19 protein-coding genes are annotated in these 25,845 nt (G+C 66.0%); 7 read left to right on the plus strand and 12 right to left on the minus strand.

Going from position 1 to position 25,845, the window contains the following annotated elements; translation table 11 throughout:
• The first annotated feature begins 408 nt into the window (after positions 1 to 408).
• Positions 409 to 1,440 carry a serine hydrolase gene (locus tag HT578_RS15230; protein WP_084591958.1) on the plus strand — a complete coding sequence of 344 codons (1,032 nt, stop codon included), beginning with the start codon at positions 409 to 411 and terminating at the stop codon, positions 1,438 to 1,440.
• A 294-nt stretch (positions 1,441 to 1,734) separates the two neighbouring features.
• Here HT578_RS15230 and HT578_RS15235 read toward each other — a convergent pair whose 3' ends face one another.
• A complete protein-coding gene (locus HT578_RS15235; protein WP_039389244.1) occupies positions 1,735 to 2,061 on the minus strand; it encodes a hypothetical protein in 327 nt (108 codons plus the stop codon).
• A 272-nt stretch (positions 2,062 to 2,333) separates the two neighbouring features.
• Here HT578_RS15235 and polA point away from each other — a divergent pair, with 272 nt between their 5' ends.
• Positions 2,334 to 5,174: a DNA polymerase I gene (polA, locus tag HT578_RS15240; RefSeq protein WP_213500512.1), complete on the plus strand. Its 2,841-nt coding sequence runs from the start codon at positions 2,334 to 2,336 to the stop codon at positions 5,172 to 5,174.
• 138 nt (positions 5,175 to 5,312) lie between these two features.
• Here the strand turns inward: polA and HT578_RS15245 are convergent, their stop codons facing one another.
• From HT578_RS15245 to HT578_RS15255, 3 genes are all read right to left on the minus strand, one after another.
• On the minus strand, positions 5,313 to 5,858 hold the full coding sequence (locus HT578_RS15245) for a glutathione peroxidase (protein WP_213500514.1): 546 nt from the start codon (positions 5,856 to 5,858) through the stop codon (positions 5,313 to 5,315).
• 225 nt (positions 5,859 to 6,083) lie between these two features.
• Complete coding sequence (locus HT578_RS15250) at positions 6,084 to 6,725, minus strand: CoA transferase subunit B (RefSeq protein ID WP_039389238.1); 642 nt, start codon at positions 6,723 to 6,725, stop codon at positions 6,084 to 6,086.
• Positions 6,725 to 7,432, minus strand: coding sequence for a CoA transferase subunit A (locus HT578_RS15255; RefSeq protein ID WP_213500516.1), 708 nt, complete (start codon positions 7,430 to 7,432; stop codon positions 6,725 to 6,727). Before HT578_RS15255 ends, HT578_RS15250 begins: the two co-directional genes overlap by 1 nt.
• A gap of 93 nt (positions 7,433 to 7,525) precedes the next feature.
• Between HT578_RS15255 and HT578_RS15260 the strand changes: the two genes are divergently transcribed.
• The 3 genes from HT578_RS15260 to HT578_RS15270 all read left to right on the plus strand — a co-directional run bounded on the left by HT578_RS15260 (position 7,526) and on the right by HT578_RS15270 (position 12,268).
• Complete coding sequence (locus tag HT578_RS15260) at positions 7,526 to 8,434, plus strand: LysR family transcriptional regulator (protein WP_213500518.1); 909 nt, start codon at positions 7,526 to 7,528, stop codon at positions 8,432 to 8,434.
• 104 nt (positions 8,435 to 8,538) lie between these two features.
• Positions 8,539 to 9,321 (plus strand): universal stress protein, encoded by a 783-nt coding sequence (locus HT578_RS15265; protein WP_213500520.1) that lies wholly within the window; start codon positions 8,539 to 8,541, stop codon positions 9,319 to 9,321.
• 634 nt (positions 9,322 to 9,955) lie between these two features.
• The gene (locus tag HT578_RS15270; protein WP_213500522.1) at positions 9,956 to 12,268 is read left to right on the plus strand and encodes a CDC48 family AAA ATPase; all 2,313 of its coding nucleotides are present in this window, start codon (positions 9,956 to 9,958) and stop codon (positions 12,266 to 12,268) included.
• Between the two features lie 135 nt (positions 12,269 to 12,403).
• Here the strand turns inward: HT578_RS15270 and HT578_RS15275 are convergent, their stop codons facing one another.
• The 4 genes from HT578_RS15275 to HT578_RS15290 all read right to left on the minus strand — a co-directional run bounded on the left by HT578_RS15275 (position 12,404) and on the right by HT578_RS15290 (position 17,920).
• Positions 12,404 to 13,189: a glutaminyl-peptide cyclotransferase gene (locus tag HT578_RS15275; protein WP_213500524.1), complete on the minus strand. Its 786-nt coding sequence runs from the start codon at positions 13,187 to 13,189 to the stop codon at positions 12,404 to 12,406.
• A 48-nt stretch (positions 13,190 to 13,237) separates the two neighbouring features.
• On the minus strand, positions 13,238 to 14,563 hold the full coding sequence (locus HT578_RS15280) for a serine hydrolase (RefSeq protein WP_213500526.1): 1,326 nt from the start codon (positions 14,561 to 14,563) through the stop codon (positions 13,238 to 13,240).
• 78 nt (positions 14,564 to 14,641) lie between these two features.
• Positions 14,642 to 15,769: a mechanosensitive ion channel family protein gene (locus HT578_RS15285; protein ID WP_213500528.1), complete on the minus strand. Its 1,128-nt coding sequence runs from the start codon at positions 15,767 to 15,769 to the stop codon at positions 14,642 to 14,644.
• Between the two features lie 87 nt (positions 15,770 to 15,856).
• Positions 15,857 to 17,920: a S46 family peptidase gene (locus tag HT578_RS15290; RefSeq protein WP_213500530.1), complete on the minus strand. Its 2,064-nt coding sequence runs from the start codon at positions 17,918 to 17,920 to the stop codon at positions 15,857 to 15,859.
• 238 nt (positions 17,921 to 18,158) lie between these two features.
• Between HT578_RS15290 and HT578_RS15295 the strand changes: the two genes are divergently transcribed.
• Positions 18,159 to 20,042: a M3 family oligoendopeptidase gene (locus HT578_RS15295; protein WP_213500532.1), complete on the plus strand. Its 1,884-nt coding sequence runs from the start codon at positions 18,159 to 18,161 to the stop codon at positions 20,040 to 20,042.
• Positions 20,043 to 20,120: 78 nt separating this feature from the next.
• Complete coding sequence (locus HT578_RS15300; protein ID WP_213500534.1) at positions 20,121 to 20,972, plus strand: sulfurtransferase; 852 nt, start codon at positions 20,121 to 20,123, stop codon at positions 20,970 to 20,972.
• Positions 20,973 to 21,117: 145 nt separating this feature from the next.
• Here the strand turns inward: HT578_RS15300 and HT578_RS15305 are convergent, their stop codons facing one another.
• The 4 genes from HT578_RS15305 to lnt form a co-directional block, all read right to left on the minus strand.
• Positions 21,118 to 21,753, minus strand: coding sequence for a glutathione S-transferase (locus HT578_RS15305; RefSeq protein ID WP_213500536.1), 636 nt, complete (start codon positions 21,751 to 21,753; stop codon positions 21,118 to 21,120).
• Complete coding sequence (gene trhO, locus HT578_RS15310) at positions 21,750 to 22,769, minus strand: oxygen-dependent tRNA uridine(34) hydroxylase TrhO (RefSeq protein ID WP_213500538.1); 1,020 nt, start codon at positions 22,767 to 22,769, stop codon at positions 21,750 to 21,752. The genes HT578_RS15305 and trhO overlap by 4 nt, the downstream gene beginning before the upstream one ends.
• A 115-nt stretch (positions 22,770 to 22,884) precedes the next feature.
• A complete protein-coding gene (gene metK / locus HT578_RS15315; protein WP_213500540.1) occupies positions 22,885 to 24,099 on the minus strand; it encodes a methionine adenosyltransferase in 1,215 nt (404 codons plus the stop codon).
• 45 nt (positions 24,100 to 24,144) lie between these two features.
• A complete protein-coding gene (gene lnt / locus HT578_RS15320; protein ID WP_213500543.1) occupies positions 24,145 to 25,821 on the minus strand; it encodes an apolipoprotein N-acyltransferase in 1,677 nt (558 codons plus the stop codon).
• Between the last annotated feature and the right edge of the window lie 24 nt (positions 25,822 to 25,845).

Below are 25,845 nucleotides of genomic sequence, written 5' to 3' on the forward strand. Positions count from 1 at the left end.
TTGTGCCGGGTTCGCGTCATGTTGGAGTGAGCGAAGAGCCGGCAATCGGGAAGAAAGATCCTTTCAAGGGGCCATCGCCCCTTGACCCCGGAATCGGCGACCTCACCTCTCTCGGCCCCCGCAGCGTGTGTAAGGTTACGTCGACACTATGGGGAGCCCGAGGGCGATGGCCTTCGGCTATCTCCTTCTTGCTTCGTCCGACGCCCATGTGGCGTGCAGTCGATGCATGCGAATCGCGCGACTGCGCATTTGCGGCGTGGAAGGGGTCGTTTGCGACCACAAGGCGACACGAAACTTCACAAACGCGCAATTGCTCGCACGCCCCATGCGCTTCGTCGAGCGCTCGTGGCGTTTGGTCGAACCTGTGTTAACCTGTCATCAGGTGGTTACGACTAGGATGGGTTTCGCATGATCAGGGCAGGCAAACTCCTTTCGCAGTGCCGCTTGGGCACGGGGCGACTTCTTTCGTTCGCGGCGTTGGCCGTGGCCAGCGTGGTGCCTCTGGCGCCCGCGCACGCCGACAATGTCGGGACCGTCCAGACTTCGTTCGATTCGCTGTTCGGCACCGAGATGCGCGGGCCGCCGGTCTACTCGACGATGTTCGAGCGCCAGCTGGCCGCCGCCGCCGAAGCCTCGAACGGGCGCATTGGCGTGGCCGCCGTGGATCTGCGCACGGGCCGCACGCTTGATGTGCTGGGCGACCAGCGCTTTCCGATGGCCAGCACCAGCAAGATCGCCATTGCGGCGACGTTCCTGGAAGGCGTGGACAAGGGCAAGTGGACGCTCACCAGCGAGTTTCCGATGCTGATCCCGGTCTCTTCCAAGCCCTTCTCCTCGGCTGTCGCGCCGGTTCGCGAAGGCCAGTACCTGACCGCCGCCAAGCTGCTCGAACTCATGCTGACGCGCTCGAACAACTACGCGACCGACGGTCTTCTGCGCGTGGTAGGCGGGCCCGATGCGGTCAACGCCTGGGTGCGTCGGGCGGGCATCGAGGACTGGCACCTCGATCGCGATATCGCGACGCTCGTACGCGACGATGGCGCGCTCGATCCGGCCAACGTGATCGACAAGCGCGACAGCGCAACTCCGATGGCGATGGTGACGCTTCTGCGCGGGCTCTACGAAGGGCAGTGGCTGAGCAAGCGCAGCCGCGACACCCTGATCGCGATCATGGGCCGCTGCGTGACCGGCCGTCGCCGCATTCCCGCCGGCATTCCCGATGGCGCGATGATCCACCACAAGACCGGCTCGCTCCACAACACGTCGAGCGACGTGGGCATTGTCGAGACGCCCAACGGCGATGTCTTCGCCGTTGCCATCTACGTCACCGGGCAGGGCAGCCGACCTAACCGCGAGGCCCGCATCGCGAGCATCGCGCGCACCGTCTACAACGGCTACCTGACCGAGGCCCGCGGCGCACGCGCCGTCGCCTCGCGCTGATTTGTGGGCTTGCAGCCCCAGTCAAAAAACCAAGCAGTCAAAACAAGCAAGTCCGAGGGCCCTCGCCCTCGGGCTCCCCACAATGTCTCGCTCACCCTTCATGCGCTGCCGGGGGCTGAGAGTGGTGCGGTTGCCGATTTTGGGGTCAAGGGGTGATGACCCCTTGAAATCCAGTTCCTTCCAGCACCCTCCGCTCTGACCTTTGCCGTTAAACGAAAACGGGCGCCCGGATCTCTCCGAACGCCCGTTTCGTAACGTGCCGAGTGGCCGCAGGGCCGCTGGGCCCTGTCGCGATCAGTTGGTGCTGGGATCGCCGTCGGTGTGGTCGGCCATCTCGTTGGCGGCGTCATTGGCCGCGGCTTCGGCGTCCGAGGCGGCATTGGCGGCTGCGTCTTCGACATCGTCACCGGCCTCGTCCATGGCTGCGCCCGCGTCGTTGGCGGCGCCTTCCATCGAATCGCCCATCGCGTCCATCTCTTCACCGGCCTGATCGGCGTAGGAGCCCATGTCGTCGGCCGCCGACGAGGCGGCCGCTTCGGTGGCGTCCTCGGTCTGCTCCGAGCAGGCGGCCAGCGAAAGCGCGGCAATGGCAGTGGTGGTGGCAATCAGAATCTTGCGCATCTCTCAGTATTCCCTCTTTGTTACTTCCGGTATCCGGCACGCCGTTACAGCGTGTTCCTAAGCCTTCATGAGACGACTTCGTCCGTTCGCTAGAAGTCACGGGCGCCCCGTTCAAGCACTCGACAAGCAACATGTGCATAGAGCAAAGGTTCCCGCGACAGGGCGAAGGATTTTGTCGGGGAGCCGCGTGTGGGGCGCGGAGCGGAGGCTTTTGCACGGCCCAGCGCGGCTGCCTGCTGACCTTCGGGCAAAGCGCTGCTAGAGCCCTGTACATGGAGCCAAAGCAGCATCTCTACCTCGTCGACGGTTCGGCCTACATCTTCCGTGCCTACCACCGTCTTCCCCCGCTCACGAACCCGGAAGGCACGCCCGTGGGCGCGGTCTACGGCTACACCACGATGCTGTGGAAGCTGGCCGAGGACCTCGACAAGGCCGAGGGGCCCACGCACATGGCGGTGATCCTCGATGCGGGAAGCAAGTCGTTCCGCAACGACATCTACGAGGACTACAAGGCCAACCGTCCCCCGCCGCCCGAGGATCTGGTGCCCCAGTTCCCGTTGATCCGCGATGCAACGCGCGCCTTCTCGCTGCCGTGCATCGAAGAGCAGGGCTACGAGGCGGACGACCTCATCGCCTCCTACGCGCGCGCCGCGGCGCGGGAGGGCTGGGACGTCACCATCGTGTCTTCGGACAAGGACCTCATGCAGCTGGTCGGCACCTGCCCCGAAGGCGGCGGCAAGGTCGACATGCTCGACACGATGAAGAGCCTGCGCATCGACATACCCGAGGTCGAGGAGAAGTTCGGCGTCACCCCCGACAAGGTGGGCGACGTGCTCGCGCTCATGGGCGATGCGGTCGACAACGTGCCGGGTGTCTTCGGAGTCGGCCCCAAGACCGCGACCAAGCTCATCCAGGAGCATGGCGACCTGGAAAGCGTGCTGGCTGCTGCGCCGGACATGAAGAAGTCCAAGCTCAAGGAGCGGTTGATCGAGCAGGCCGAGCAGGCCCGCCTCAGCCGTGTTCTTGTCGCGCTCAAGGAAGACTGCGCGCTGCCGATGGCGCTCGACGAGGTGAAGCTCAATAGCATCCCGCCCGAGCCGCTCGCCGAGTTCCTCGGCAAGCATGGCTTCACCAGCCTCCTGAAGCGTCTCGAGACCGGCAACGGCAGCCCCTCCAAGGCGACCGATCTCAATCCGGCCAAGGCGCAGAATGCCGGGGCCGGGCCGGCCGAGGGCGCTGCGCGCCAGTCGCTGCCCGAGATGCCTGCGGTGGACTACGCGGCCTACGAATGCGTTCAGACGCAAGAGGCGCTCGAAGCCTGGGTGCAGAAGGCGCAGGCCGCGCATATCCTGGCGGTGGACACCGAGACCTCGGCGCTGGAGGCGATGCAGGCTGACCTTGTCGGCGTGAGCCTGGCCATCGGGCCCAACGAGGCCTGCTACATCCCGCTTGGCCACGGCGGCAGCGACATGTTCGCCGAGAAGCCGCCGCAGGTGGACATGGACACCGCCATCGCGCTCCTCAAGCCGCTGCTGGAGGACGATGCGGTCCTCAAGATCGGCCAGAACATCAAGTACGACATCAACGTGCTCGCCCGCTATGGGATCATGGTCGCGCCCATCGATGACACCATGATCGAGAGCTTCTGCCTCGATGCCGGGCGGGGCACCGACGGCGTGGGCGGTGGCCACGGGATGGACGAGCTTTCGCAGCGCCACCTCGGCCACACGCCGATGGCCTTCAAGGACGTGTGCGGCACGGGCAAGAAGGCGATCCCCTTCGGCGAGGTCCCGCTCGACAAGGCGACTCATTACGCCGCCGAGGACGCGGACGTGACCTGGCGCCTCCACAGCCTGCTGAAGCCGCGCCTTTCCGAGGAAGGCGGCACGCGCATCTACGAAAAGGTGGATCGCCCGCTGATCCCGGTGGTCGCCCAGATGGAGCGCCACGGGATCAAGGTTGACCGTGAGAAGCTGGCCGGGCTCTCGGCCCAGTTCGCCGAGACCATCGGTGCGCTGGAAAAGGAAATCCACGAGGCAGCGGGCCAGGAATTCACCATCGGCAGCCCCAAGCAGCTGGGCGAGATCCTGTTCGACAAGCTGGGCTACAAGGGCGGCAAGAAGGGCAAGTCGGGCCAGTACTCGACCGACCAGTCGGTGCTCGAACGCCTCGCCGAAGAAGGCGCGGAAGTCGCGACCAAGGTGCTGGAATGGCGCCAGCTTTCCAAGCTGCGCTCGACCTACACCGAGGCGCTGCAGGCCGCAATCAACCCGAAGACGGGCCGCGTCCACACCAGCTACAGCCTTGTCGGCGCGCAGACGGGACGCCTGTCCTCGACCGATCCGAACCTGCAGAACATCCCGATCCGCACCGAGATTGGCCGTCAGATCCGCGATTGCTTCGTCGCCGAGGAGGGCAATGTCCTCCTCGCGGCCGACTATTCGCAGATCGAGCTGCGTCTTGCCGCGCACATGGCCGACGTTCCCAGCCTGAAGGAAGCCTTCGAGAAGGGCGAGGACATCCACGCGCGCACCGCGACCGAGCTGTTCGGGGAAGTCACCCGCGAGACGCGTGGGCGGGCCAAGACGATCAACTTCGCCATCCTCTACGGCATCTCGCGCTGGGGCCTCGCTGGGCGTCTGGGCACCGATGCCGATGAGGCTCAGGCGATGATCGACCGCTATTTCGAGCGATTCCCGGGCATCCAGAAGTACATCGTCTCGACGCTGGAAGGCGTGCGCGGGCGGGGTTATTCCGAGACGCTCTTTGCTCGCAAGACCTGGTTCCCGCGCATCATCTCCAAGAACGGGAACGAGCGCCAGGGCTCCGAGCGCGCCGCGATCAACGCGCCGATCCAGGGCACCTGCGCCGACATCATCAAGCGCGCCATGGCGCGCATGACCCCGGCACTGGAAGACGCGGGCCTTGGCCATGTGCGCATGCTGCTGCAGGTGCACGACGAACTCGTCTTCGAACTGCCCGAAGGCGACGTCGAAGCTGCCTCGAAGGTCATCGAGAAGGTCATGGCCGAAGCCGCAGGTCCGGCCGTGGAACTGACCGTGCCGCTGGGCGTGGAGATCGGCTCGGGTCCGAGCTGGGGCGCGGCGCACTAAGCGAAGAAAAGGGAGAATCCGAGGGCCATCGCCCTCGGGCTCCCCGAACTGTCCACCTCACCTTTCATGCGCCAACTTGGACGAGAACGGTGAGGTCGCCCATTTTGGGGTCAAGGGGCGATGGCCCCTTGAATCTTCCTACTTCGCCAATTCCGCCTCGATCGCCGCAACCAGCGCGGGGTCCTTGGGCGCGACACCCGGCGCAAAGCGGTCCACGACCTTGCCGTCCTTGGAAACAAGGAATTTCTCGAAGTTCCACAGCACGTCCGGGTCTTCGGTGGGGGTACGGCCAAAGCCGCGCAGGCGTTCGCGGAATTCCTCGGCCGGACCCTGTTTGGTCGGATGCGCCTGCGTCAGTTCCTTGTAGAGCGGCTGCATGTCGGCGCCGGTCACGTCGGCCTTGGCAAAGAGCGGGAAGGAGACGCCGTAGTTCAGCTTGCAGAACTCGGCGATTTCCTCGTGGCTGCCGGGCTCCTGCGCGCCAAAGTCGTTGGCCGGAAAGCCCAGGATCTCCAGGCCCTTGTCCTTGTACTGCTGGAACAGTTCTTCAAGGCCCTCGTACTGCGGGGTCAGGCCGCACTTGGAGGCGACGTTGACGATAAGCAGCACCTTGCCTTGATGGGCGCCCAGGGTGTCCGGCGTGCCGTCGATCCGGGTCAGGGGAATGGTGGCGATATCGGTCATGTTCGGGCAACTCCGGTTTGTGCGTCACGCCTGTTCAGGCATTCTCCCGATGTAGGGACGCCAGAGCAGGCGGCAAGGTCGCCGGGCTGGCCGATTCGCCATGCGGAATAAACCGCAGGATTGCGCTGGGGCGCCGCAACGAGGGACTGGCCCTTCGTTGCTGACGCCCTGACACGTGCCTGGACGGCGCGGCTCTGGAGGCCGCGCGTCCATTCGCGCGCTCGATCAGAGTGCGACTTCGTACTTCGCCGAGGTCTTTTCGGCCACTTCCTCGGCCGTGACGCCCGGCGCGAGTTCCACCAGCTGGAACGGGCTGTCGTGGTCCGGGCGCTGGAACACGGCCAGGTCGGTGACGATCATGTCGACCACGTTCTTGCCGGTCAGCGGAAGGGTGCATTCGGGGATGAACTTGGAATCGCCGGATTTCGCGCAGTGCTCCATGACGACGATGATCTTCTGCACGCCCGCGACGAGATCCATCGCGCCGCCCATGCCCTTGATCATCTTGCCCGGGATCATCCAGTTGGCGATGTCGCCGTTCTCGGCCACTTCCATCGCGCCCAGAACGGCAAGGTTGATGTGCCCGCCGCGGATCATGCCAAAGCTCGTCGAGCTGTCGAAGTAGGCCGTTTGCGCAAGTTCGCTGACGGTCTGCTTGCCCGCGTTGATGAGGTCGGGATCTTCTTCACCGGCATAGGGGAAGGGGCCGATGCCCAGCATCCCGTTCTCCGACTGCAGCGTCACCGTCATGCCCTCGGGCACGTAATTGGCGACGAGCGTGGGAATGCCGATCCCGAGGTTCACGTAGAAGCCGTCTTCCAGTTCCTTGGCCGCGCGCGCGGCCATCTCGTTACGGTTCCAGGGCATCAGGCGGCCTCCCTTTCGCGGGTCGTCACAAATTCGATCTTCTTGTCGTAGGGCGCGCCGAGCACGAGGCGCTGCACGTAGACGCCGGGCAGGTGGATGTGGTCCGGATCGAGCGAGCCGGTCGGCACGATCTCTTCCACTTCGACCACGCAGACCTTGCCGCAGGTGGCCGCGGGCACGTTGAAGTTGCGTGCGGTCTTGCGGAAGACCACGTTGCCGCTTTCATCCGCCTTCCACGCCTTGACCACGGCGAGATCGGCAAAGATGCCTTCCTCCAGGATGTATTCCTGCCCGCCGAATTCCTTGACTTCCTTGCCCTCGGCAACCTGTGTGCCGACGCCGGTCTTGGTGTAGAAGCCGGGGATCCCGGCGCCGCCGGCGCGCATGCGCTCGGCCAAGGTGCCCTGGGGGCAGAACTCCACTTCCAGCTCGCCGGAGAGAAACTGGCGTTCGAACTCCTTGTTCTCGCCCACATAGGACGAGATCATCTTCTTGACCTGCTTGGTGCGCAGCAGCTTGCCGATGCCTTCGTTGTCGATGCCCGCGTTGTTCGACGCGAAGGTGAGGTCCTTCACACCCGAATCGCGAATGGCGTCGAGCAGGCGCTCGGGGATGCCGCAAAGACCGAAGCCGCCGCTGGCGATCAGCATGCCGTCCGACAGCAGGCCATCAAGCGCGGCCTCCGCGCTGGGGTAGAGCTTTTTCATGGAATTCCTTCTCCAACTTCCGGGCGGGAGCCTACCGCGCCCTTCGCATCACAAATAGCGATTAATTTTTATGGATTATGATATGCATTGGTTATGAAACGGATCGCGCTCTTTCACCTCGAAACGCTGATGTGGATTGATCGGCTGGGTACGTTCGCCGCGGCCGCCCAGCGTCTCAACACCACCCAGCCCGCGATCTCGGCGCGCGTGCGCGAGATCGAGGAGCAACTGGGCCTCTCGCTGTTCCAACGCGAGGGACGCCGGATGGTTCTCACCACGCGTGGCCGGCGCCTGATTCAGCAGTGCGAGCCCTTGTGCCACGATCTGGAAAAGGCACTCCTCGAAGCCAGCGATTTTGCCGGGGCAGCAGGCGCGGTGCGGATCGGATCGGGCGAGATCGCGGCGGCGAGCTGCCTGCCCGCCTGGGTCCAGGCGATCGAGCGCGAGCGCCCGGGCGTCACCATGGAGATCGAGCTCGACCTGACCGCGCGGCTCATGCAGCAGCTTCTGGGCGGCACGCGCGACATCGTGTTTCTGGCCGGGCCCATTGCCAGCCCGGCTATCCGCACCGCGCCGATCGGTTCGGTGGCGCTGGTCTGGGCGGCGAGCCCTGAAGTGGCGCGCGCCGGGCCCGAGACGCCCGACCTGCCGATCTGGTCGCTGCCCGACCATTCGCCCCTTCACCGGGTGACCCTGGCCACGCTCGAGGCGGCGGGACGCAGCCGTCCCACGCTCCACACCTGCAACAATGTGCGCATGCTGATCGAGATCGTCGCGCAGGGGAGGGGGGCGGCGGTCCTGCCCGAGACGATGATCCGCAGCCAGCTTGCGCGCGGAGAACTGGCCGAGTTCCTCCCGCGCCCGGAGCACGTCGTCCACTTCGAGGCAGCCATTCGTGCGCAGGAGCGCGATCCCATCATCCTCGACCTGTTCGCGCGCGCGGCCTCGCTGCGGATCGAGCCGGGCACGGAAGGGCAATGTCCGGAAAGCGCGCGGACTTGAACAGTTTTCAATTCGAACCTTGATTATCAAGACGATGTTTGATCTTCGTCATGGCGAAGAGGAAACCTTGCCCTAGACTGGGCGGGCCAACGGGAGACCAGACTATGCGCTCGATACTCGTCAATGCGGATCGCAAGCCGGGCAATGATGCCCGCATCGAAACCGCCCTCAACCTCGCCCGCAAGACGGGCGGACATGTTACCGCACTCGTCGACACCCCGGTCGCGCGCTATATCGCGATGGACCCCATGGGGGGCAGCTACGTGATCTCCGAAGCGCTCGACAAGGCGCGGGCCGAGGACGATGCCTCGGCGAGCGACATCGAGACCAAGCTCTCGCGCAACGATGTCTCCTTCGATGTCCTGCGCAGCGAGGATGATCCGGTCAGCGCGCTGGGCAGCATTGCGCGCCTGTCGGACGTGACCATCCTATCGCGTTCGGGCGGTCTGGCGGGTGAACTGGCGCTGGTGTCGGGGACCCCGGTGCTAGTCCTTGCCGACGACAAGCCGCTCGAATTCCCGATCCGCCGGGCCTGCATCGCCTGGGACGGCGGTGAACAGGCGGCCGCCGCGCTGCGCGCTTCGGTTCCGCTGCTGGGGGACTGCCAGATGGTGAAGGTCGTGACGGTAGCTGAAAAGTCGGGTGGTTTTCCCGCCACCGACGCGCTGCGCTACCTCTCGCGTCACGGTATCCACGCCGAACTCGAAGAGCACGAGCGACGCGGTTCGACCGAGGAGACGCTGGCCGTCGCGGTCAACCAGGCCCACGCCGAGCTCCTTGTCATGGGGGCCTACGGCAAGAGCCGCTTCCGCGAGTTCCTCTTTGGCGGGGTGACCGCCTATTTCCTCGACGAGGAAACCGCGCCGGCCCTGCTCCTGGCCCACTGAGCATACGTCCGTTTCACTGCGGACCATAAACACGGACAAAGCGGCGCCATCCCTTGAGGGATCGGCGCCGTTTTTGGTGCGGGTCTGCCCATGGCTGGCGTGCGATTTCCGCGCCTAGGAATGGTAGCGTTAGCACAGGCAGATTGGCCATTTGTCATGGAAGCTCAATAATTTCCGCAGTGCAGCATGAGCTGTCCTGTCCCGACGCTGCGAGACTCCTGGCGAGTTGTGAGCGAAGCAATATCATGAAGGCTGATTCAGGAGTTGGAATGGCGGAATTACGTCTCGAGGTGCCGCAATTTGCACCTCTCTATTGCATCTTGCGCAATTCACCTTGCTTCCTATGCATCGCGAGCGCGCTATTTCGCACTTGCACAACACCCCGATTCGGATCATAAGGGACCTGCCTTTCAGGCATCCTCTCCCAAAACTTCCACGACCCGGTCGGCAACGTCCGGGTCTTTTTTTGTCTGCTTAACACGCAGGTCTCCGACCGGATCAATTGAGGCGTTACGGGGCAACGGTTTGAAATCGTGCGGGCCCGTTCCTAATTCCTTTTCGTGAAACACATGAGGTCGCATGCCTTGGCCGAAGTACAGGCGAGGCGCGCGGACCGTTCTTGGAAAGGACAGACATGGTCGACGCCGAATCAAGGGTCGAGGATCGCACGGTACGGCTGCAGGTTGCGGCCGGACGTCAGGAAGAAAGCGGCCAGGGGATTGCCCGGCTCAGCCGCGAAGCGCTCTCCGCCATCGGAGCCATGGAGGGCGACGTTCTCGAAGTGACCGGAAAGTCGGTCACCGTCGCGCGCGCCGTACTGGCCTTCCCGGAGGACGAGGGGCTCTCCGTCATTCGTCTCGATGGGCTCCAGCGCGGCAATGCCGAAGTCGGTTCGGGCGATCATGTCACCGTGCGCAAGGCTGAATCGCGCCCCGCCCAGCGTGTCGTCTTCGCGCCCGCGCAGAAGGACATGCGCCTGCAGGGGCCGTCCATCGCGCTCAAGCGCAACTTCTTCCAACGCCCGATGGTGCAGGGCGATCTTGTCGCGACCGCGGGGCAGCAGCAGGTGGCGGACATTCCCCCGCAGTTGCGGCGCATGTTCAACGCGCCCGCCTATTCGCTGACCCAGATCCGTCTCAACGTCGTCTCGACCACTCCGCGCGGGATCGTCCACATCGACGAGAATACCGAGGTCGAGCTGCGCGAGACATTTGAGGAGGCGCACGAGCCGCGCGGCGACGTCAACTACGACGATGTCGGCGGGATGGAGGACACCATCCGCCAGCTGCGCGAGATGGTCGAACTGCCGCTGCGTTACCCCGAGCTCTTCACCCGCCTCGGGGTCGCCCCGCCCAAGGGCGTGCTGCTCCACGGCCCTCCGGGCACGGGCAAGACCCGCCTTGCCCAGGCGGTCGCCAACGAGAGTGAGGCCAGCTTCTTCTCGATCAACGGCCCTGAAATCATGGGGTCGGGCTATGGCGACAGCGAAAAGGCGCTGCGCGAGGTCTTCGAGGAGGCCACCAAGGCCGCGCCCGCGATCGTCTTCATCGATGAGATCGATTCGATCGCCCCCAAGCGCGACCAGGTCCACGGCGAGGCGGAGAAGCGCCTTGTCGCGCAGCTGCTCACGCTGATGGATGGCCTTAACAGCCGCGCCCATGTCGTCGTGATCGCCGCCACCAACCGCCCTGACGCCATCGACGAGGCGCTGCGTCGCCCCGGCCGCTTCGACCGCGAGATCGTGATCGGCGTGCCCGACGAGCGGGGGAGGCGCGAGATCCTCACCATTCACACCCGTGGCATGCCGCTGGGCAAGGAAGTGAGCCTCAAGGAACTGGCGCGCACCACGCACGGCTTCGTTGGCGCGGATCTCGCGGCGCTCACCCGCGAAGCCGCGATCGAGGCGGTGCGCCGGATCATGCCAAAGCTGGATCTCGAAGCGCGCGCAATTCCGCCCGAAGTGCTCGAAAACCTGTCGGTCGAGCGCGACGACTTCATTGCTGCGCTCAAGCGCGTGCAGCCTTCGGCCATGCGCGAGGTCATGGTGCAGGTGCCCAACATTGGCTGGGACGACATCGGCGGGCTCGATGCCGCACAGACACGCCTCAAGGAAGGGATCGAGCTGCCGCTCAAGAACCCGGCCGCGTTCCACAAGCTGGGTATCCGCTCGGCAAAGGGTTTCCTGCTCTATGGCCCTCCGGGCACGGGCAAGACGCTGCTGGCCAAGGCGGTGGCCAAGGAGGCCGAGGCCAACTTCATCTCGATCAAGTCCTCCGACCTGCTCTCCAAGTGGTACGGGGAAAGCGAGCAGCAGATCGCCCGCCTCTTTGCCCGCGCGCGTCAGGTGGCCCCGTGCGTCATCTTCATCGACGAGATCGACAGCCTCGTGCCGGCGCGTGGCATGGGCGGCGGGCTTGGCGAGCCGCAGGTGACGGCGCGGGTGGTCAATACGATCCTCGCCGAAATGGACGGCATGGAGGAGCTGCAGTCGGTGGTCCTGGTGGGCGCAACCAACCGTCCGGGCCTTGTCGACCCGGCGCTGCTGCGCCCCGGCCGCTTCGACGAACTGGTCTACGTCGGCACGCCCGATACGGCAGGGCGCGCGCATATCCTGGGTATCCACACCGAGGCGATGCCACTGGCCGAGGACGTCTCGCTCGACGCCATCGCCGAGCGGACCGAGCGCTACACCGGCGCGGACCTGGAGGATGTGGTGCGCCGCGCAGGTCTCCTCGCCATCCGCCGTGAAGGGGCGCAGGTCGACAAGGTCACCATGGCCGACTTCGAGAACGCCCTTGAAGACAGCCGCGCCTCGGTCTCGGCCGAGATGGAGGAGGAGTACGCCAAGATGCAGAGCGAGCTGAAGAAGCGCGCGATGGAGGTGGCGCCTCTGGGCTTCATTGCGCCGGGCATGGTCGAATCCACGCGGGAATTGAAGCACGGGTAGAAGAGGAGTTCCGAGGGTCCTCGCCCTCGGGCTCCCGAAACTGTCAGCCTCACCTATCTCGCGCCGAATTGGCTGAGAAAGGTGAGGTTGCCCATTTTGGGGTCAAGGGGCGATGGCCCCTTGATTCTTATAATGTCACGGACAGTCCGGCGTGATCTGGTAGAGCGTGTCCCAGTTCTTGCCCGTCACGAAGATGCGGTCCTTCTTCGCGTCCCAGGCGATGCCGTTGAGGACATCGTCTGCGGTGCGCGCGCCGCTCTTTGCGGTGAGGCCGGAAAGATCCACCCAGCTCTTCACCACGCCCGTTTCGGGATCGATCCGGGCGATGCGCTCGGACATCCACACGTTCGCCCATATCTCCCCGTCGATCCATTCCAGCTCGTTCAGTCGCGCGACCGGGCGGCCTTCGTCGGTGACCTCGAGCGTGCCGGTTGATGCGAAGGTTTCCGGATCGCGCAAGGTGAGGCGGCTTGAACCGTCGCTCTGGTAGATCGTGTCTTCGTGAATGGTGAGGCCCCAGCCTTCGCCCGCGACGGGGAAGAGCTTGATGGGCTTGAGCGTCGTGCGATCCCAGCGGTAGGCCATCCCGTCACGCCAGGTCAGGCTGATGACCTGGTCGCCCCAGGCCACGCTTCCTTCGCCAAAGAAGGTCGGGTCGAGCGCGCCTTCGACGAGCGGGGCCGTGCTTTGCAAGGTGCGCTTGAAGACGCGCGACTGACCTTTGCGGCCGGTGCTTTCGTAGAGAACGCCGTCGGCGAAGAAGAGCCCTTGCGTGAAGGCTTCGGGATCGTGGGGATAGCTCTCCTCGATCGTGAAGCCGCAGACGGGGGCGGGAGCCGCCTCGGCACCGCAGCCGCTGGCGAGCGGAAGAAGAGCGAGGGCGAGGAGAAGGGCCCTGGGGGCACGCGGGGAACGGGACATGATGCTGTGCTGCCTAACCCCTTGACCTTGCGCAAGGCTGAATTGCGATCAGCCTTTGATCGCCAGTTCGAGCGCGCGCGTGAACAAGGCCTGGAAGCGCGCTTCGTCCACGCCCGCGCGCGGATCGTTGAGGCTGGCCGTCACCACGATCCAGCGCCCGGCCCGATCTTCGAGCAGGACGGTCATGTTGAGGACACCCGGTTCCGATCCGCCCTTGAAGCCTGCGTAGGACACTTCTCCGGTCAGGTTCGCCGCAGGCCCCGGATTGAGCGCGAGGATGCGCAGCGCCTCCCGGCCGTTCACGGTGTCCTTGCGGCCCTGAAACCAGTGCATCGCGCGCGCGAGGTCCGCGGGCGAGGCGAACCATTCCAGGCGCTCGATCATGACGGGGCGCCCGTCGGCGAAGAGATCGCCCACCGCACGGCCGGGCATATCGGCTACCTCGCCTGCCAGCATTGCGCGCCGTCCTTCGGTGTCCTGCGCTAGGTAACGGCGGCCCAGGGCGCCCCCTTCGACGCCTTTCAGCTTGAAGGCCTCCATCGTCGACAGGAAGGGGATGTTGCGCGCGCCATGGGCAAACCCGATGCGGGCCTGCATGGCCTCGATGCGGGAGCGGCCAAGCTCGGCGAGGAGCAGGTCGGTCGCGGAATTATCGCTCACCCGGATCATCTCCTCGGCGAGCCTGCGCAGCGAGACCGGCGTGCCCGGCGGCAGGGCGCGAAAGGCTCCTGCGGGAAGTTCGGTGCCGTCGAGGGTGACCGTGTCGGTCCACTCGCGTAGGCCATCGTCGATCTCGCGCACCAGTTCGGCAAGGATCACCAGCTTGAAGGCCGAGCCAATGGCGAACGTGCGCTCGCCGCGCAGCGCCGCGGCGGGGCTGTCCTCGTCCAGATCCTGCACGAGGAAGCCTGCATTGCCGGGCGCAGCGGCAAAGGCTGCGGCGACCTCGTCGAGGCTGGCCAGGTCGGCAATGTCGGTGGGCATGATGCCGGTCACCCGCAATCCGGTGACCTGCCCCGGGGGCTGGGGGGAAAGCGCGATCCAGGCCCGCGCCGTTCCTTTTTCAAAGATGAGGCGCACGGTGGCCTCATGCTCGCCGAGCGGTGTCAGGCTTTCGATGCCCATCGCCGTTCCAAGCTGGCGCTGGAGCGAGGCGATGAGGGCCTGCATCTGCGCGTCGGGCACGGCCTTGCGAAAGGACGCCGCAAAGGTCGTGGCGGGATCACCGCCGCCGTTCAGAATGGTGAGGATCTCGGCACTGCGCTGGCGCAGTTCCTGCGAAACCGGGACATCGTCCGCGGCGCTGGTCACATTGAGCGGGGCGCTCACCAGAAGGGCGAGACCTGCTGCGGCCCGCAAGGCCTTTCGTGCCATTTGCCACATTGCCGCTCCCCTTTCGCGCATGGGGCAGCATGCCGGGAACCTTGCCATCTGGCAAATATGGGAAAGGGCTTACTGTGCGGCCATCTGCGCCATGGCCTCGCCCGAGGGCGCGCCGAGCGGGGCCGTCTCCACTGGCCCGACGGGCAGCAGACGGCTGCGCACGATCGCTTCGGGCATCTCGGCGGCGAGCCACTGGATCAGGGCCTCACGCACGTCGCAGCGCAGGTCGAAGAGGGTGGGGCTGTCCTTGGCCGTGACCAGGAAGCGCACCTCGATGGCATCGCGCGTCAGCTCGGTGATCTGCATATGACGCACCCGGCCGTCCCAGCGCTCGTTCGCCGCGACGATCTCCATGAATTTCTCCCGGATCGGGTCGAGTTGGGTCGCCGGATCGACGTAGAGCAGGATCGTGCCCATCAGCTGCGAGGTGGTCTTGGTCCAGTTCTGGAAGATCTCCTCCAGGAACTTGTTGGTCGGCACGACCAGGCGCCGCTCATCCCAGACCTTGACGACGACGTAGGTCGTCTTGATTTCCTCGATCCAGCCCCATTCGCCGCCCACGATCACGGCGTCGCCGATCACGACGGGCTCGGTCAGCGCCATCTGGAAGCCGGAAATCAGCGCTTTCAGGGCCGGCTGTGCGGCGGCGCCGACAGCAAGGGCGGCCAGACCCGCCGAGGCCATCAGGGTCACGCCGATGTCGCGCACGCCGGGAATGGAGAGCAGCATCAGCGCGATGGTCAGGAACACGATCACAAACGTTGCGATGCGCCCGAAGATGGTGAGGCGCGTGCGGCGGCGGCGGTTGCGGCGATTGTCCGCCATCGAGATGTCCGCGCGCAGCACCATGGCCTCGACCAAGGCATTGAGGATCGCGAGTGCCATCCAGCCCACCATGAGCGGCATGACCAGCCCGCCGATCCGCTCCCACATGGCTTCGAGCGCGGGTGTCTCGCGGGCGGCGAGGACGAGAGCGAGGGAGACCAGCGCCCAGCGGCTGGGCCGTGCGAGGCGTTTGACCACCAGGTTGTCCGAATCGCTCTCGCTCGCCTTGGCAAAGCGCCGCAGCAGCCGGAACAGCAGGGCATGGATGAAGAGCGCGACCGCAACCGCGAAAACGGCCACGATGACAGCGACGATCGTTTGTTGCAGCCAATCCGGCAGCTCACCGATCAGGTCCTGGAGCAAGTCGGTCATGAAGACCAAACTATGCTGCAGCGCAGCGGTTGCAAGCGCGAAGGGGCTCTTGGATGAAATCCGCCCCTGCGCGCCTGCATTATCGTCCTACTTCGCAGCGAGTTCTTTCACGATGCGCGGGGCCGGGTAGATCGTCTCCAGCGCCTCCTGGAGCGCGGCGGTGGAGACGACGACGGTGCGGTTGAGCACCGGATCATAGCCGTAGTTGCCGCCGAGCGAGTGGATGTTGCCGTCAAAGGCCGCGCCAATCACGGTGCCCGCCTTGTCGATCACAGGCGAGCCCGAATTGCCGCCGATGATGTCGTTGGTGGTCACGAAATCATAGGTTACAGCCTTGTCGATGGCGCTTTCCTTCGCCGCAAACTGGCTGGGAAGGTCGAAGGGTTCCGCGCCCGTTGCACGTTCGAAGGTGCCACCCATGGTGGTCTGGAAGGGCACCTCGTTGCCGCGCTCGGTCCACCCCTTCACGCGGCCATAGCTGATGCGCAGGGTGAAGGTGGCGTCAGGGTAGAGACTGTCGCCATAGGCCGCAAAGCGCGCGTCGGCGAGCTTGGCGCCAGCCTGCGTGACCGGCCCGGCATAGGCCTCGTCGACCTTCTGCTTGAGCGCGCGCTGGTTGGCGTCCAGTTTCAGGGCGTACTGGATCATCGGATCGTCCGAGGCCTCGATCGCGGCGAGGCCCCCGTCCCACAACTGCTTGCGGTACGCCGGATCGGCGAGCTTCGTGCCCGCGACAAGACGCTCGGAGAGGCCCTCGGGGCTTTCCTTGCCAAGGAGCAGGCGGGTCTGCGGATCGTCGACCCCCAGGTACTCACGCGCCTTGGAGAGGCTCCAGGCCATCTGCAACTCGTCGAGCCAGGGGTAGACCGGTGCCTCGTCGAGCAGGCGCTTCTCGGTCAGCGGCAGGGCGCTGTCGGTATAACCGGGCAGACGCTCGGCGTTGGGCTTGGCGCGTTCGGTCGCGCCCATGACGAGGGCCTGCGCGTAGCTGTAGAGCGTGCCCGAGGGCGCATCGTAGCGGTAGGGGATGTAGAGTGTGCGGTAAGCCTCGACCGCCGCATCCACCTGCGCCCAGGGATCGCCGATCTCCGCCTTGCCTGCGCTCTTCGCCTTCAGGTCCGCTTCGGCCGCGGCCAGCTTGGCGGTGAAGGCGGGGTCGTTCAGGGCCTTGGTGCGGCCGATGTAGACCTTGAGGCTGTTCTCGACGCCGCTCAGGAGGTCGAGGCCCTCGCGCGCGTGCTCGGGGCTTTCCTCCATCGCGCGGATCAGGCGTCCGCGCAGTTCCGAGAGCGTGGCGACGGTGATCGGCAGGCGTACCTCGCGCTCGAAGGCGAGCTGGCTCAGCGTATAGAGGCGCGAGGTCGAACCCGGGTTGCCGACCACGAAGGTGGCTTCGTCGGCCTTGGGCGTGCGCGGGTTCCAGGTGAGGTGGACCGGGGTCTTCACCGGCTTGCCGTCCTCGTAGGCGCGCAGGAACGAGCCGTCGAGCGAGTAGCGCGGGAAATTGAAGTTGTCCGGATCGCCGCCGAAGGTGGCCGCGCGGTCCTCGGGCGACCAGACGAGGCGGACGTCGGAATACTTGCGGTAGGTATAGAGCTTGTACTGCCCGCCGCCGAAAAGGGTGACGACCTGGCAGCGGAATTTCGCGGTGTCGGTGCAGTTGGCGGCCTCGATCTCGGCGATCCTGGCATCGCGCGCCTTGGTCAGTGCCTCGCCGGTAAGGGCGCCGATGGCCGCCTTCACCTCGCCCGTCACGTCCTCGATCTTGGTCACGACCTCGGCCTGCTGGCCTGGGCACTTCTTCTCATCGCGCAGCGACGCGGCGATGTAGCCGTGTTCAAGCAGGTCGTTGTCGCCGGTGGAGTTGTCGTAGAGGCACGAGGCGACGCAGTGGTGGTTGGTGAGGATGAGCGCGGCATCCGAGACAAAGCTCGCCGAGCAGCCGCCGGTCAGACGCACCGCCGAGGCGCGCACGGTGTCGAGCCAGGCCTGGTCGGGGGCCCAGCCATAGTCGGCCTGCATCTTCGCGGCGGGGAAGCCGTCGAAGGTCCACATGCCCTCGTCGGCGTGGGCGGTGGTCGCGGCGGTGGCGAAAAGCAGTGCGAGCGTGGCGGCGCCAGCGGCGTGAAGCGATGGGGTGCGAGCGATCATGTCAGGGGTCCTCCTCCTGGGAATGTTCCGGATTTCCCCAAGGAACGGGGCCAAGTCCAGCGCAAAGCGCATGAGGGGCGGGGATAAGGATACAGTATCACCTGCCCTTCGACGAAAGGCCTACCCGGATCGATCAACGACACACCATGGCTTGTATCCGTGCTGTGAGGCGGTAGCCTCCCGCGCCAGGCCGTGGTCCCCCCAATTCCAACCCACGGCAGCAAAAGGATTCTCCGCGATGTTCGCACTCGACCGCCGCAAGGCCCTGGGGCTTGCCGCCAGCCTTCCCGTTGCCGCCTCGCTGACCGGCCTTCGCGCGTACGGTGCGCATGGGGCCGAGGTGCCCTCAGGATCGGGCGCTGCCTGGGACCTGACCGACCTCTTCCCCGATGCCCAGGCCTGGGACGTGGCGCGCAAGGCTGTCCTCGCCGCCCTGCCGCGTCTTGCCGCCTACAAGGGCACACTGGGAAGGAACGCGCAGGCGCTGGCGCGCGCGTTGGACGATATCTCGGTGACCAAGCTCAAGGCGATGCGCGTCTACGTCTATTCCTCGCTCCAGGCCGACGAGGACGTGCGCGCGCCCGCCCCGCAGGAACGCGAGGCGCAGGCGCGCGACATGTTCAGCCAGATGGGGCAGGCGACGGCCTGGGTGGACCCGGAGGTCCTGGATCTGGGCGAAGCGACCATCGAGCGCTTCATTGCCGAAAACGACACGCTCCAGCGCCGCTTTGCCTTCCCCTTGCGCGACACGCTGCGCCGCGCCGAGCATATCCTCGACGATCAGGGCGAGGCGATCCTGGCCTCGGCCTCGGCGGCGCTTGCCGGGCCGGGCAGCGTGCGTGACCAGCTTGTCGCCTCGGACATTCCCTGGCCCACGATCACGCTTTCGGACGAGCGCGAGGTGCGCCTCGATGCGCAGGGCTATTCGCATAGCCGCGATGTGGCCAACCGGGCCGACCGCAAGCGCGTCTTCGACAGTTACTGGAGCGCGTTCAAGGGCTACGAAGGCTCGCTCGGCGCGGCGCTTGCGGCCAAGCTCAAGGGCGATGTGTTCGAGGCCGAGAACCGGGGCTACGAAAGCTGCCTTGCGATGGCGCTTGCCGCCAACCGCATTCCCGAGGGGGTCTACCGCAGCCTTGTGGCCGAAGTGAACGCAGGGCTGCCGCAGCTCCACCGCTACTTCCAGCTGCGCCGCCGGATGCTCAACCTCCCCGACATCCACTACTACGACATCTATCCCCCGCTCGTGCAGATGGACCGCACCTTCACACTGGGCGACATGCGCAATGTCGTGCTGGAAGCCCTGAAGCCGCTCGGCAGCGACTACGTGCGGCAGATGGGCGAGGCGACGGCGAAGACGTGGATGGATCCCTTCCCCCGGCCGGGCAAGCGCGCGGGCGCCTACATGAACGGGGCGGTCTACGACGTGCACCCCTATCTCCTGCTCAACCTCTCGGAGAACTTCGACGGGGTCTCGACCTTCGTGCACGAGTGGGGCCACGCGATGCACACGCTGATCGCGGCCAAGGCGCAGCCCTACGAAACCGCCCGCTACCCCACCTTCCTGGCTGAAATCGCCTCGACCGCGAACGAGGTGTTCCTCACCGAGTACATGCTCGAACGCGCGAAGACGAAGGAGGAGAAGCTCTATTACCTGGGCATGCGCCTGGAAGGCCTGCGCGGTACCTTCTTCCGCCAGACCATGTTCGCCGAGTTCGAGCTGAAGATCCACGAGATGGCCGAAGCCGGCGAGGGGCTTTCGGGCGCCAGCATCAGCCGCATCTATGCGGGCATCCTGCGGCGCTACCACGGGCCCGACTTCACCATCGATGCGCCCTACGAGATGGAATGGGCGATGATCGGCCACTTCTACCGCTTCTTCTACGTCTACCAGTACGCGACCTCGATCACGGCCGGGACCTGGTTCGCGCGCTCGGTGCTCGATGGTGGCAAGGCCGAGCGGGAGAATTTCCTCGGCGTCCTGCGCGCCGGGGGCTCGGACTACCCGACCGATATCCTGAAGCGGGCCGGGCTCGACATGGCCTCGCCCCAGCCTTACCGCGACCTGGTGGCCGGGTTCGGGCGTACTCTCAATGAAATCGAGGCGCTTCTGGACGCCTGAGCGTATGGGCCGGGCGGCTGGTGGCGGGCGCGTGCAATCGCGCTGGCCGCAGGCTCCCGGCTCGGGTAGCCTGTGGGGATGACCCACCGCACGCTTATTTCCGCCGAAGAACTCAAGGCCTTGCTCGATGCCGAGGCCGATATCCTGATCCTCGACTGCGCGTTCGACCTCGCCCATCCACAGAACGGTCCGGCGGTGTTCGAGACCGGCCATGTACCCGGCGCGCGCCACGCGCATCTGGAGCATGACCTGTCGGGAACGCCGTCCGGCACGAACGGGCGTCATCCCTTGCCCACCCGCGAGGCCTTCACCGCATGGCTGCGCGGGCAGGGGCTCACCAATGGCAAGCAGGTCGTGGCCTATGGCGGCATGGGCAATGCCGGTGCGGCGCGGGCCTGGTGGATGCTGCGCTGGATGGGCCACGCGCAAGTCGCGGTTCTTGACGGCGGGCGCGACGCCTGGATCGCGGCGGGCCACGAGCTGGAAACGGGCAAGGCCGCCGAAGTGCTGGCCGAGGGCGACTTTACGCCCGGACTGCCGCTGGTGGCAGGGACCGTCGATGCCGACGATGTCCTTGCCAACATCGACACGCACGATGCCCAGGTCCTCGATGCACGCGACCCGGCGCGCTTTCGCGGCGAGCCCAGCCCCAACGATGTGGTCTCGGGCCATATTCCGGGCGCGAAGAACCGCTTTTTCCAGAACAACCTCAACGACGACGGGACCTTCCGCTCCGCGGCGGAACTCAAGGCCGACTTCGAAGCGCTGCTGGGCGATGCCCCGGCGATCCTCCAGTGCGGCTCGGGCGTGACCGCCTGCCAGAACGCGCTGGCCATGGAGATCGCCGGAATTCCGGGGGCCTTCGTCTACATCGGCTCGTGGAGCGAGTGGACCAGCGACCCGGCGCGTCCCATCGAAACGGGGGCGTAAGAGAAGTCGACGTATTTCAAGGGGCCATCGCCCCTTGACCCCGGAACTGTCGTCCTCACCTCGCTCCGCCAACGTGGCGTGCGAACGATGAGCTGGCCAGTTCGGGGAGCCCGAGGGCGATGGCCCTCGGATCAATTCTTATAACTTATCTCCCGAACCACACCGGCGCATCGCCCGGCTGCCAGGGCGTGTACCTGGTCATCACCGAGGTGAAGAGCTCGGACGCCAGATGCCCGTCGAGCCAGGCCCGCAGGGCGGGAAGGTCCTGGGCGTCGAACCAGGTGCGGTCGGTCGCGGCGAACTGGCGGATGAAGGGCATGATCGCCATGTCGGCCAGGCCGCGTGTCTTCCCGCACAGCTGGCCGCTTAACGCTATGCGCGCGTCCAGATCGCGCAGGGTTTCCAGCGCGCTCTGCCGATGGGCCTGGGGATCGCTGCCGTGGCGCTCGGGGTATTTGTAGCGGTCGAGGTCGTGTTTGAAGGGGCCATCGTTGCGCGCGATCAGCTGCGCATCGCCGCGCTCCCGCCAGTCTTCCGGGTCGCTGCGTTCAAGCGCCCAGTGCATCACCTCAAGGCTTTCCTCGATGACCTTGCCATCGGGCAGGACCAGCACGGGCACGGTGCCCTTGGGGGAGGCCTCCAGCATCGCGTCCGGCTTGTTCGCCAGCTTCACCTCGCGCAGTTCGCAGGCGATGCCCGCAACGCGCAGGGCCAGCCTGGCGCGCATGGCATAGGGGCAGCGGCGAAAGCTGTAGAGGACAGGCGGCACCGGACTGGTCATGCACCGTCCGGTGTATCGGTGTCCTCGCTCCGGACCGGCGGCGCGGCGCCGACATGTTCCTCCCCACGCGCACGGGCGAGGAGCTGCTGGCGCTGGCGTTCGCGGTAGCGTTCGCGCTGCTCGTCGGTGCGCTCGTCGTGGCAGTGCGGGCAGGCGACGCCTTCCTCGAACAGCGGGGAGGCGCGGTCTTCAGCGTTCAGTGGAAGGCGGCAGGCGTGGCACAGCGTGTAGTCGCCCTGCAGCAGTCCGTGGCCGACCGAGACGCGGTTGTCGAAGACGAAGCATTCGCCTTCCCACAGGCTGTTCTCGGGCGCGACGGTCTCCAGGTATTTCAGGATGCCGCCCTTGAGGTGGTAGACGTCTTCCACGCCCTCCTGCTTGAGGAACGCGGTCGATTTCTCGCAGCGGATGCCGCCGGTGCAGAACATGGCGACCTTCGGTGCGTCCTTGCCTTCGCCCAGCAGCTTCGCGCGCTGTTCGCGGAACCAGCCCGGAAATTCCCGGAAGGAGGCGGTCTCGGGATCGATCGCGCCCTTGAAGGTGCCGATCGCCACTTCGTAGTCGTTGCGCGTATCGATCAGGATTGTGTCCGGATCGGAAATGAGATCGTTCCAGTCCTCGGGCGCCACGTAGGTGCCGACGGTGGCGAGGGGATCGGTGCCCGGCTCGCCCATGGTCACGATCTCGTTCTTGAGGCGTACCTTCATGCGCAGGAACGGCATCTCGCGGGCGCCCGAGAACTTGACGTCGAGATCCGCGCAGCCCGGCAGCGCGCGGATATGGGCGATGACCCGCTCGATCCCCGAGCGCGTGCCCGCGATGGTGCCGTTGATGCCTTCGTGCGCGAGGAGCAACGTGCCGCGGATGCCCTCCTCCTCGCACAGCGCGGCAAGCGGCGCGCGTAGGGCGGCATGGTCGGCGAAGGGCGCGAATTGGTAGAGCGCGGCAACGCAGACGGGTGCGTTGTGCGCAGGGGTGGGATGCTCGCCCCGGGCAAGATCGGAAGTGCTCGTCATGCGCGGCCCCATAGCGCAAAGCGGGCCCTGCGCGAAGAGGGGCCAGATGCACGAGGCCCGGCAAACCGCACGCGGTCGCCGGGCCCTGTGTTGTGGTGCGCGAAGGCGGCTGGCGTTATGCCAGCGCGGCCTTCAGGTCGTCGATCAGGTCGGTGCGCTCCCAGGGGAACAGCTCGCCCTCGGGCTTGCGGCCGAAGTGGCCATAGGCCGCCGAGGTCGCGTAGATCGGCTTGTTGAGGCCGAGGCCAACGCGGATGCCGCGCGGGGTGAGGCCGCCCAGCTTGTCGGCCGAGACCTTGGTGAGCGCGGCTTCCAGCGCCTCTTCGGAGACGGTGCCGGTGCCATGCAGGTCGACATAGAGCGAGAGCGGCTTGGAGACGCCGATCGCGTAGGAAACCTGGATCGTGCAGCGCTTGGCAAGGCCCGCGGCCACGACGTTCTTGGCGAGGTAGCGCGTCACGTAGGCGGCCGAGCGGTCGACCTTGGTTGGGTCCTTGCCCGAGAAGGCGCCGCCGCCGTGCGGGGCCGCACCGCCGTAGGTGTCGACGATGATCTTGCGGCCGGTGAGGCCCGCATCGCCGTCCGGGCCGCCGATCTCGAAGGTGCCGGTCGGGTTGATGTGGTAGACGGTCTCGTCCGAGATCAGGCCGTCGGGGAGGACATCCGAGATGACCTTCTTCACGTAGGCCTTGAGCTCGGCTTCCTTGTCGCCCTGGTCATAACCCGGCTTGTGCTGGGTCGAGAGGACGACCGCGGTCGCGGCGACCGGCTTGCCATCCTTGTAGCGCAGCGTGACCTGGCTCTTGGCGTCCGGCTCCAGGAAGGGCGCGGCGCCCGAGTGGCGGTCGGCCGAGAGCTGCTGCAGGATCTTGTGGCTGTAATCGAGCGTGGCGGGCATGAGGTCGTCGGTCTCGTCGCAGGCGAAGCCGAACATGATGCCCTGGTCGCCCGCGCCTTCGTCCTTGTTGCCGCTCGAATCGACACCCTGCGCGATGTGCGCGGACTGGGCGTGGAGGTAGTTCTCGAAGTCGAAGGTCTCCCAGTGGAAACCGTCCTGCTCGTACCCGATCTTCCTGACGGTCTCGCGCACGACCTTCTCGATTTCCTCGAGAGCGCCGTCGGCCCAGGCGCCGTTCTCGTAGATACCCTTGCAGCGGATTTCACCGGCGAGGACCACTTTCTGGGTAGTGGTCATGGTCTCGCAGGCAACGCGCGCCTCGGGGTCCTTGGACAGGAAAAGGTCGACGATCGCGTCCGAAATCTGGTCCGAAACCTTGTCGGGATGGCCTTCCGAGACGCTCTCGGATGTGAAGACATAGTCGCTACGCATAGAGTCACCTGGGATATAAAGAAATCTTTAAGTGCGGTTCCTGCTCTACCTGCGACGGCTGCGAAGTGCAACCATGGAAAGGGAAAGAAGCGAAAGAATGCCAGCCAGCGCAAGCGGGATGGCGTTGCCCAGGCGTGCAAAAAGTGTGGGTTCGTGGGCGGGCGGGATGAAGCCGTCGAGCCGTCCGGCGGTGTGGCGCGGCACGAAATTGCGCACGATGCCGTCTGCATCGATCACCGCACTGATGCCGGTGGTGGTCGCGCGCAGGACCGGCAGGCCTTCCTCGAGCGCACGCAGGCGCGCCTGTGCGAGATGCTGGGGCGGGCCCCAGGCCCCGAACCAGCCGTCGTTGGACGGGTTGAAGATGTAGTCGGGCCGGTGCGCAGGGTCGACCACGGCGCCCGAGAAGACAATCTCGTAGCAGATCTGCACGCCGGCCCGGCCATAGCGGCCAAGGTCGAGCGTGCGGGCGCCGGGACCGGGCCAGAAATCGAGCGTGCCGGGGACAAGGCGCGAGAGGCCGACGGGTTCGAGCAGGCCGCGCAAGGGGAGGTATTCGCCAAAGGGCACCAGGTGCGCCTTGGAATAGCTGGCGAGGATATCGCCGCCCCCGTCGAGCACGGTGACCGAATTGCGTGCGGCAAGGTTGTCCTCGCCCTTCATCACCAGGTCGACCGCGCCGGTCATCAGGCGGCTGTAGGGGCCGATGACGCGCCCGATCCGCTCGCGCGCGAGCTTCGGGTCTCCCGCATAGGTGAACATGCGGTAGACGTAGGGAGGATAGCCGTCGCGGATGTAGTCGCCCAGGCCCGACTCGGGCCAGAATACCATGCGGCGACGGCCCGGAACCTGCGGCAGCGAGAGCTGGGCGAGCTTGATGAAGCTGGCCTCGAACTGGCGCGGATCGTCGATGAACTCCTGCCGGATATCGGGCTGGACAAGGGTGTAGCGCACCGTGCCCTCCGCCCGGTGCGCCCAAGGATCGGGGAGGCTGAGCAGGGTGGCGAGACCGCCCAGGATCGCGAGGGGGGGAAGGGCGCAGGCAAGGCGTCCCGCTGTTCCCCGCGGGGCGGCGAGGCGCACGAAGATGCCGGGCAGGGCGGCCAGGAGACACAGCAGTCCGGAGAGGCCGTAGCTGCCGATCCACGGTGAGAGCAACGCCAGCCCGCGGCTCTCGAACGATCCCAGGAGCGCGATGCCGAGCGGGTTCCACGCAAAGCCGGTGAAGAGCCATCCGCGCAGCCATTCGGTCACGATCCAGGTCGCCGCGAAAGCGAGCGCGAGCGGGAGGAAGGGCAGCGAGGGGCGCGTGTCCGTTTCGGGTGGCGGCGCAGGAATGCGGCGCTGGACGAGCAGGCGTGCGGTCAGGCAGGCCAGGGCAGGGAAGAGGGTCAGGTAGGTCGCGAGCAGGACCACCGCGATGCCGCCGAGCCAGGCCGGCATGTTGGCCTGGTAGGTGAAGGCCGTGGCGATCCAGTTGTTGCCGAGCGCGAAGTGTCCGAGGCCGAAAAACCATCCCAGCGCAAAGGCTTCGCGGGGCCTTCGGCTACGGGCCACCAGTTCCAGCAGAACCGCGATGCCCAAGAGCGTCAGGGGCCAGAGCGCAAGCGGCTGAAAGCCGCAGGCTGCCACGGCGCCAGCGGCAAGGGCCGGAATGCGGGGGGAGCGCCAGAGCGCATGAAGGCGTCGTGGAAGGGACGCGTCGTGCCGAGGGGAAGCCATCGGCGAGGGGTTTTAGTGGGGCGC

Source organism: Novosphingobium decolorationis (assembly GCF_018417475.1).
In the GTDB taxonomy this organism is placed as follows: Bacteria; Pseudomonadota; Alphaproteobacteria; order Sphingomonadales; family Sphingomonadaceae; genus Novosphingobium; species Novosphingobium decolorationis.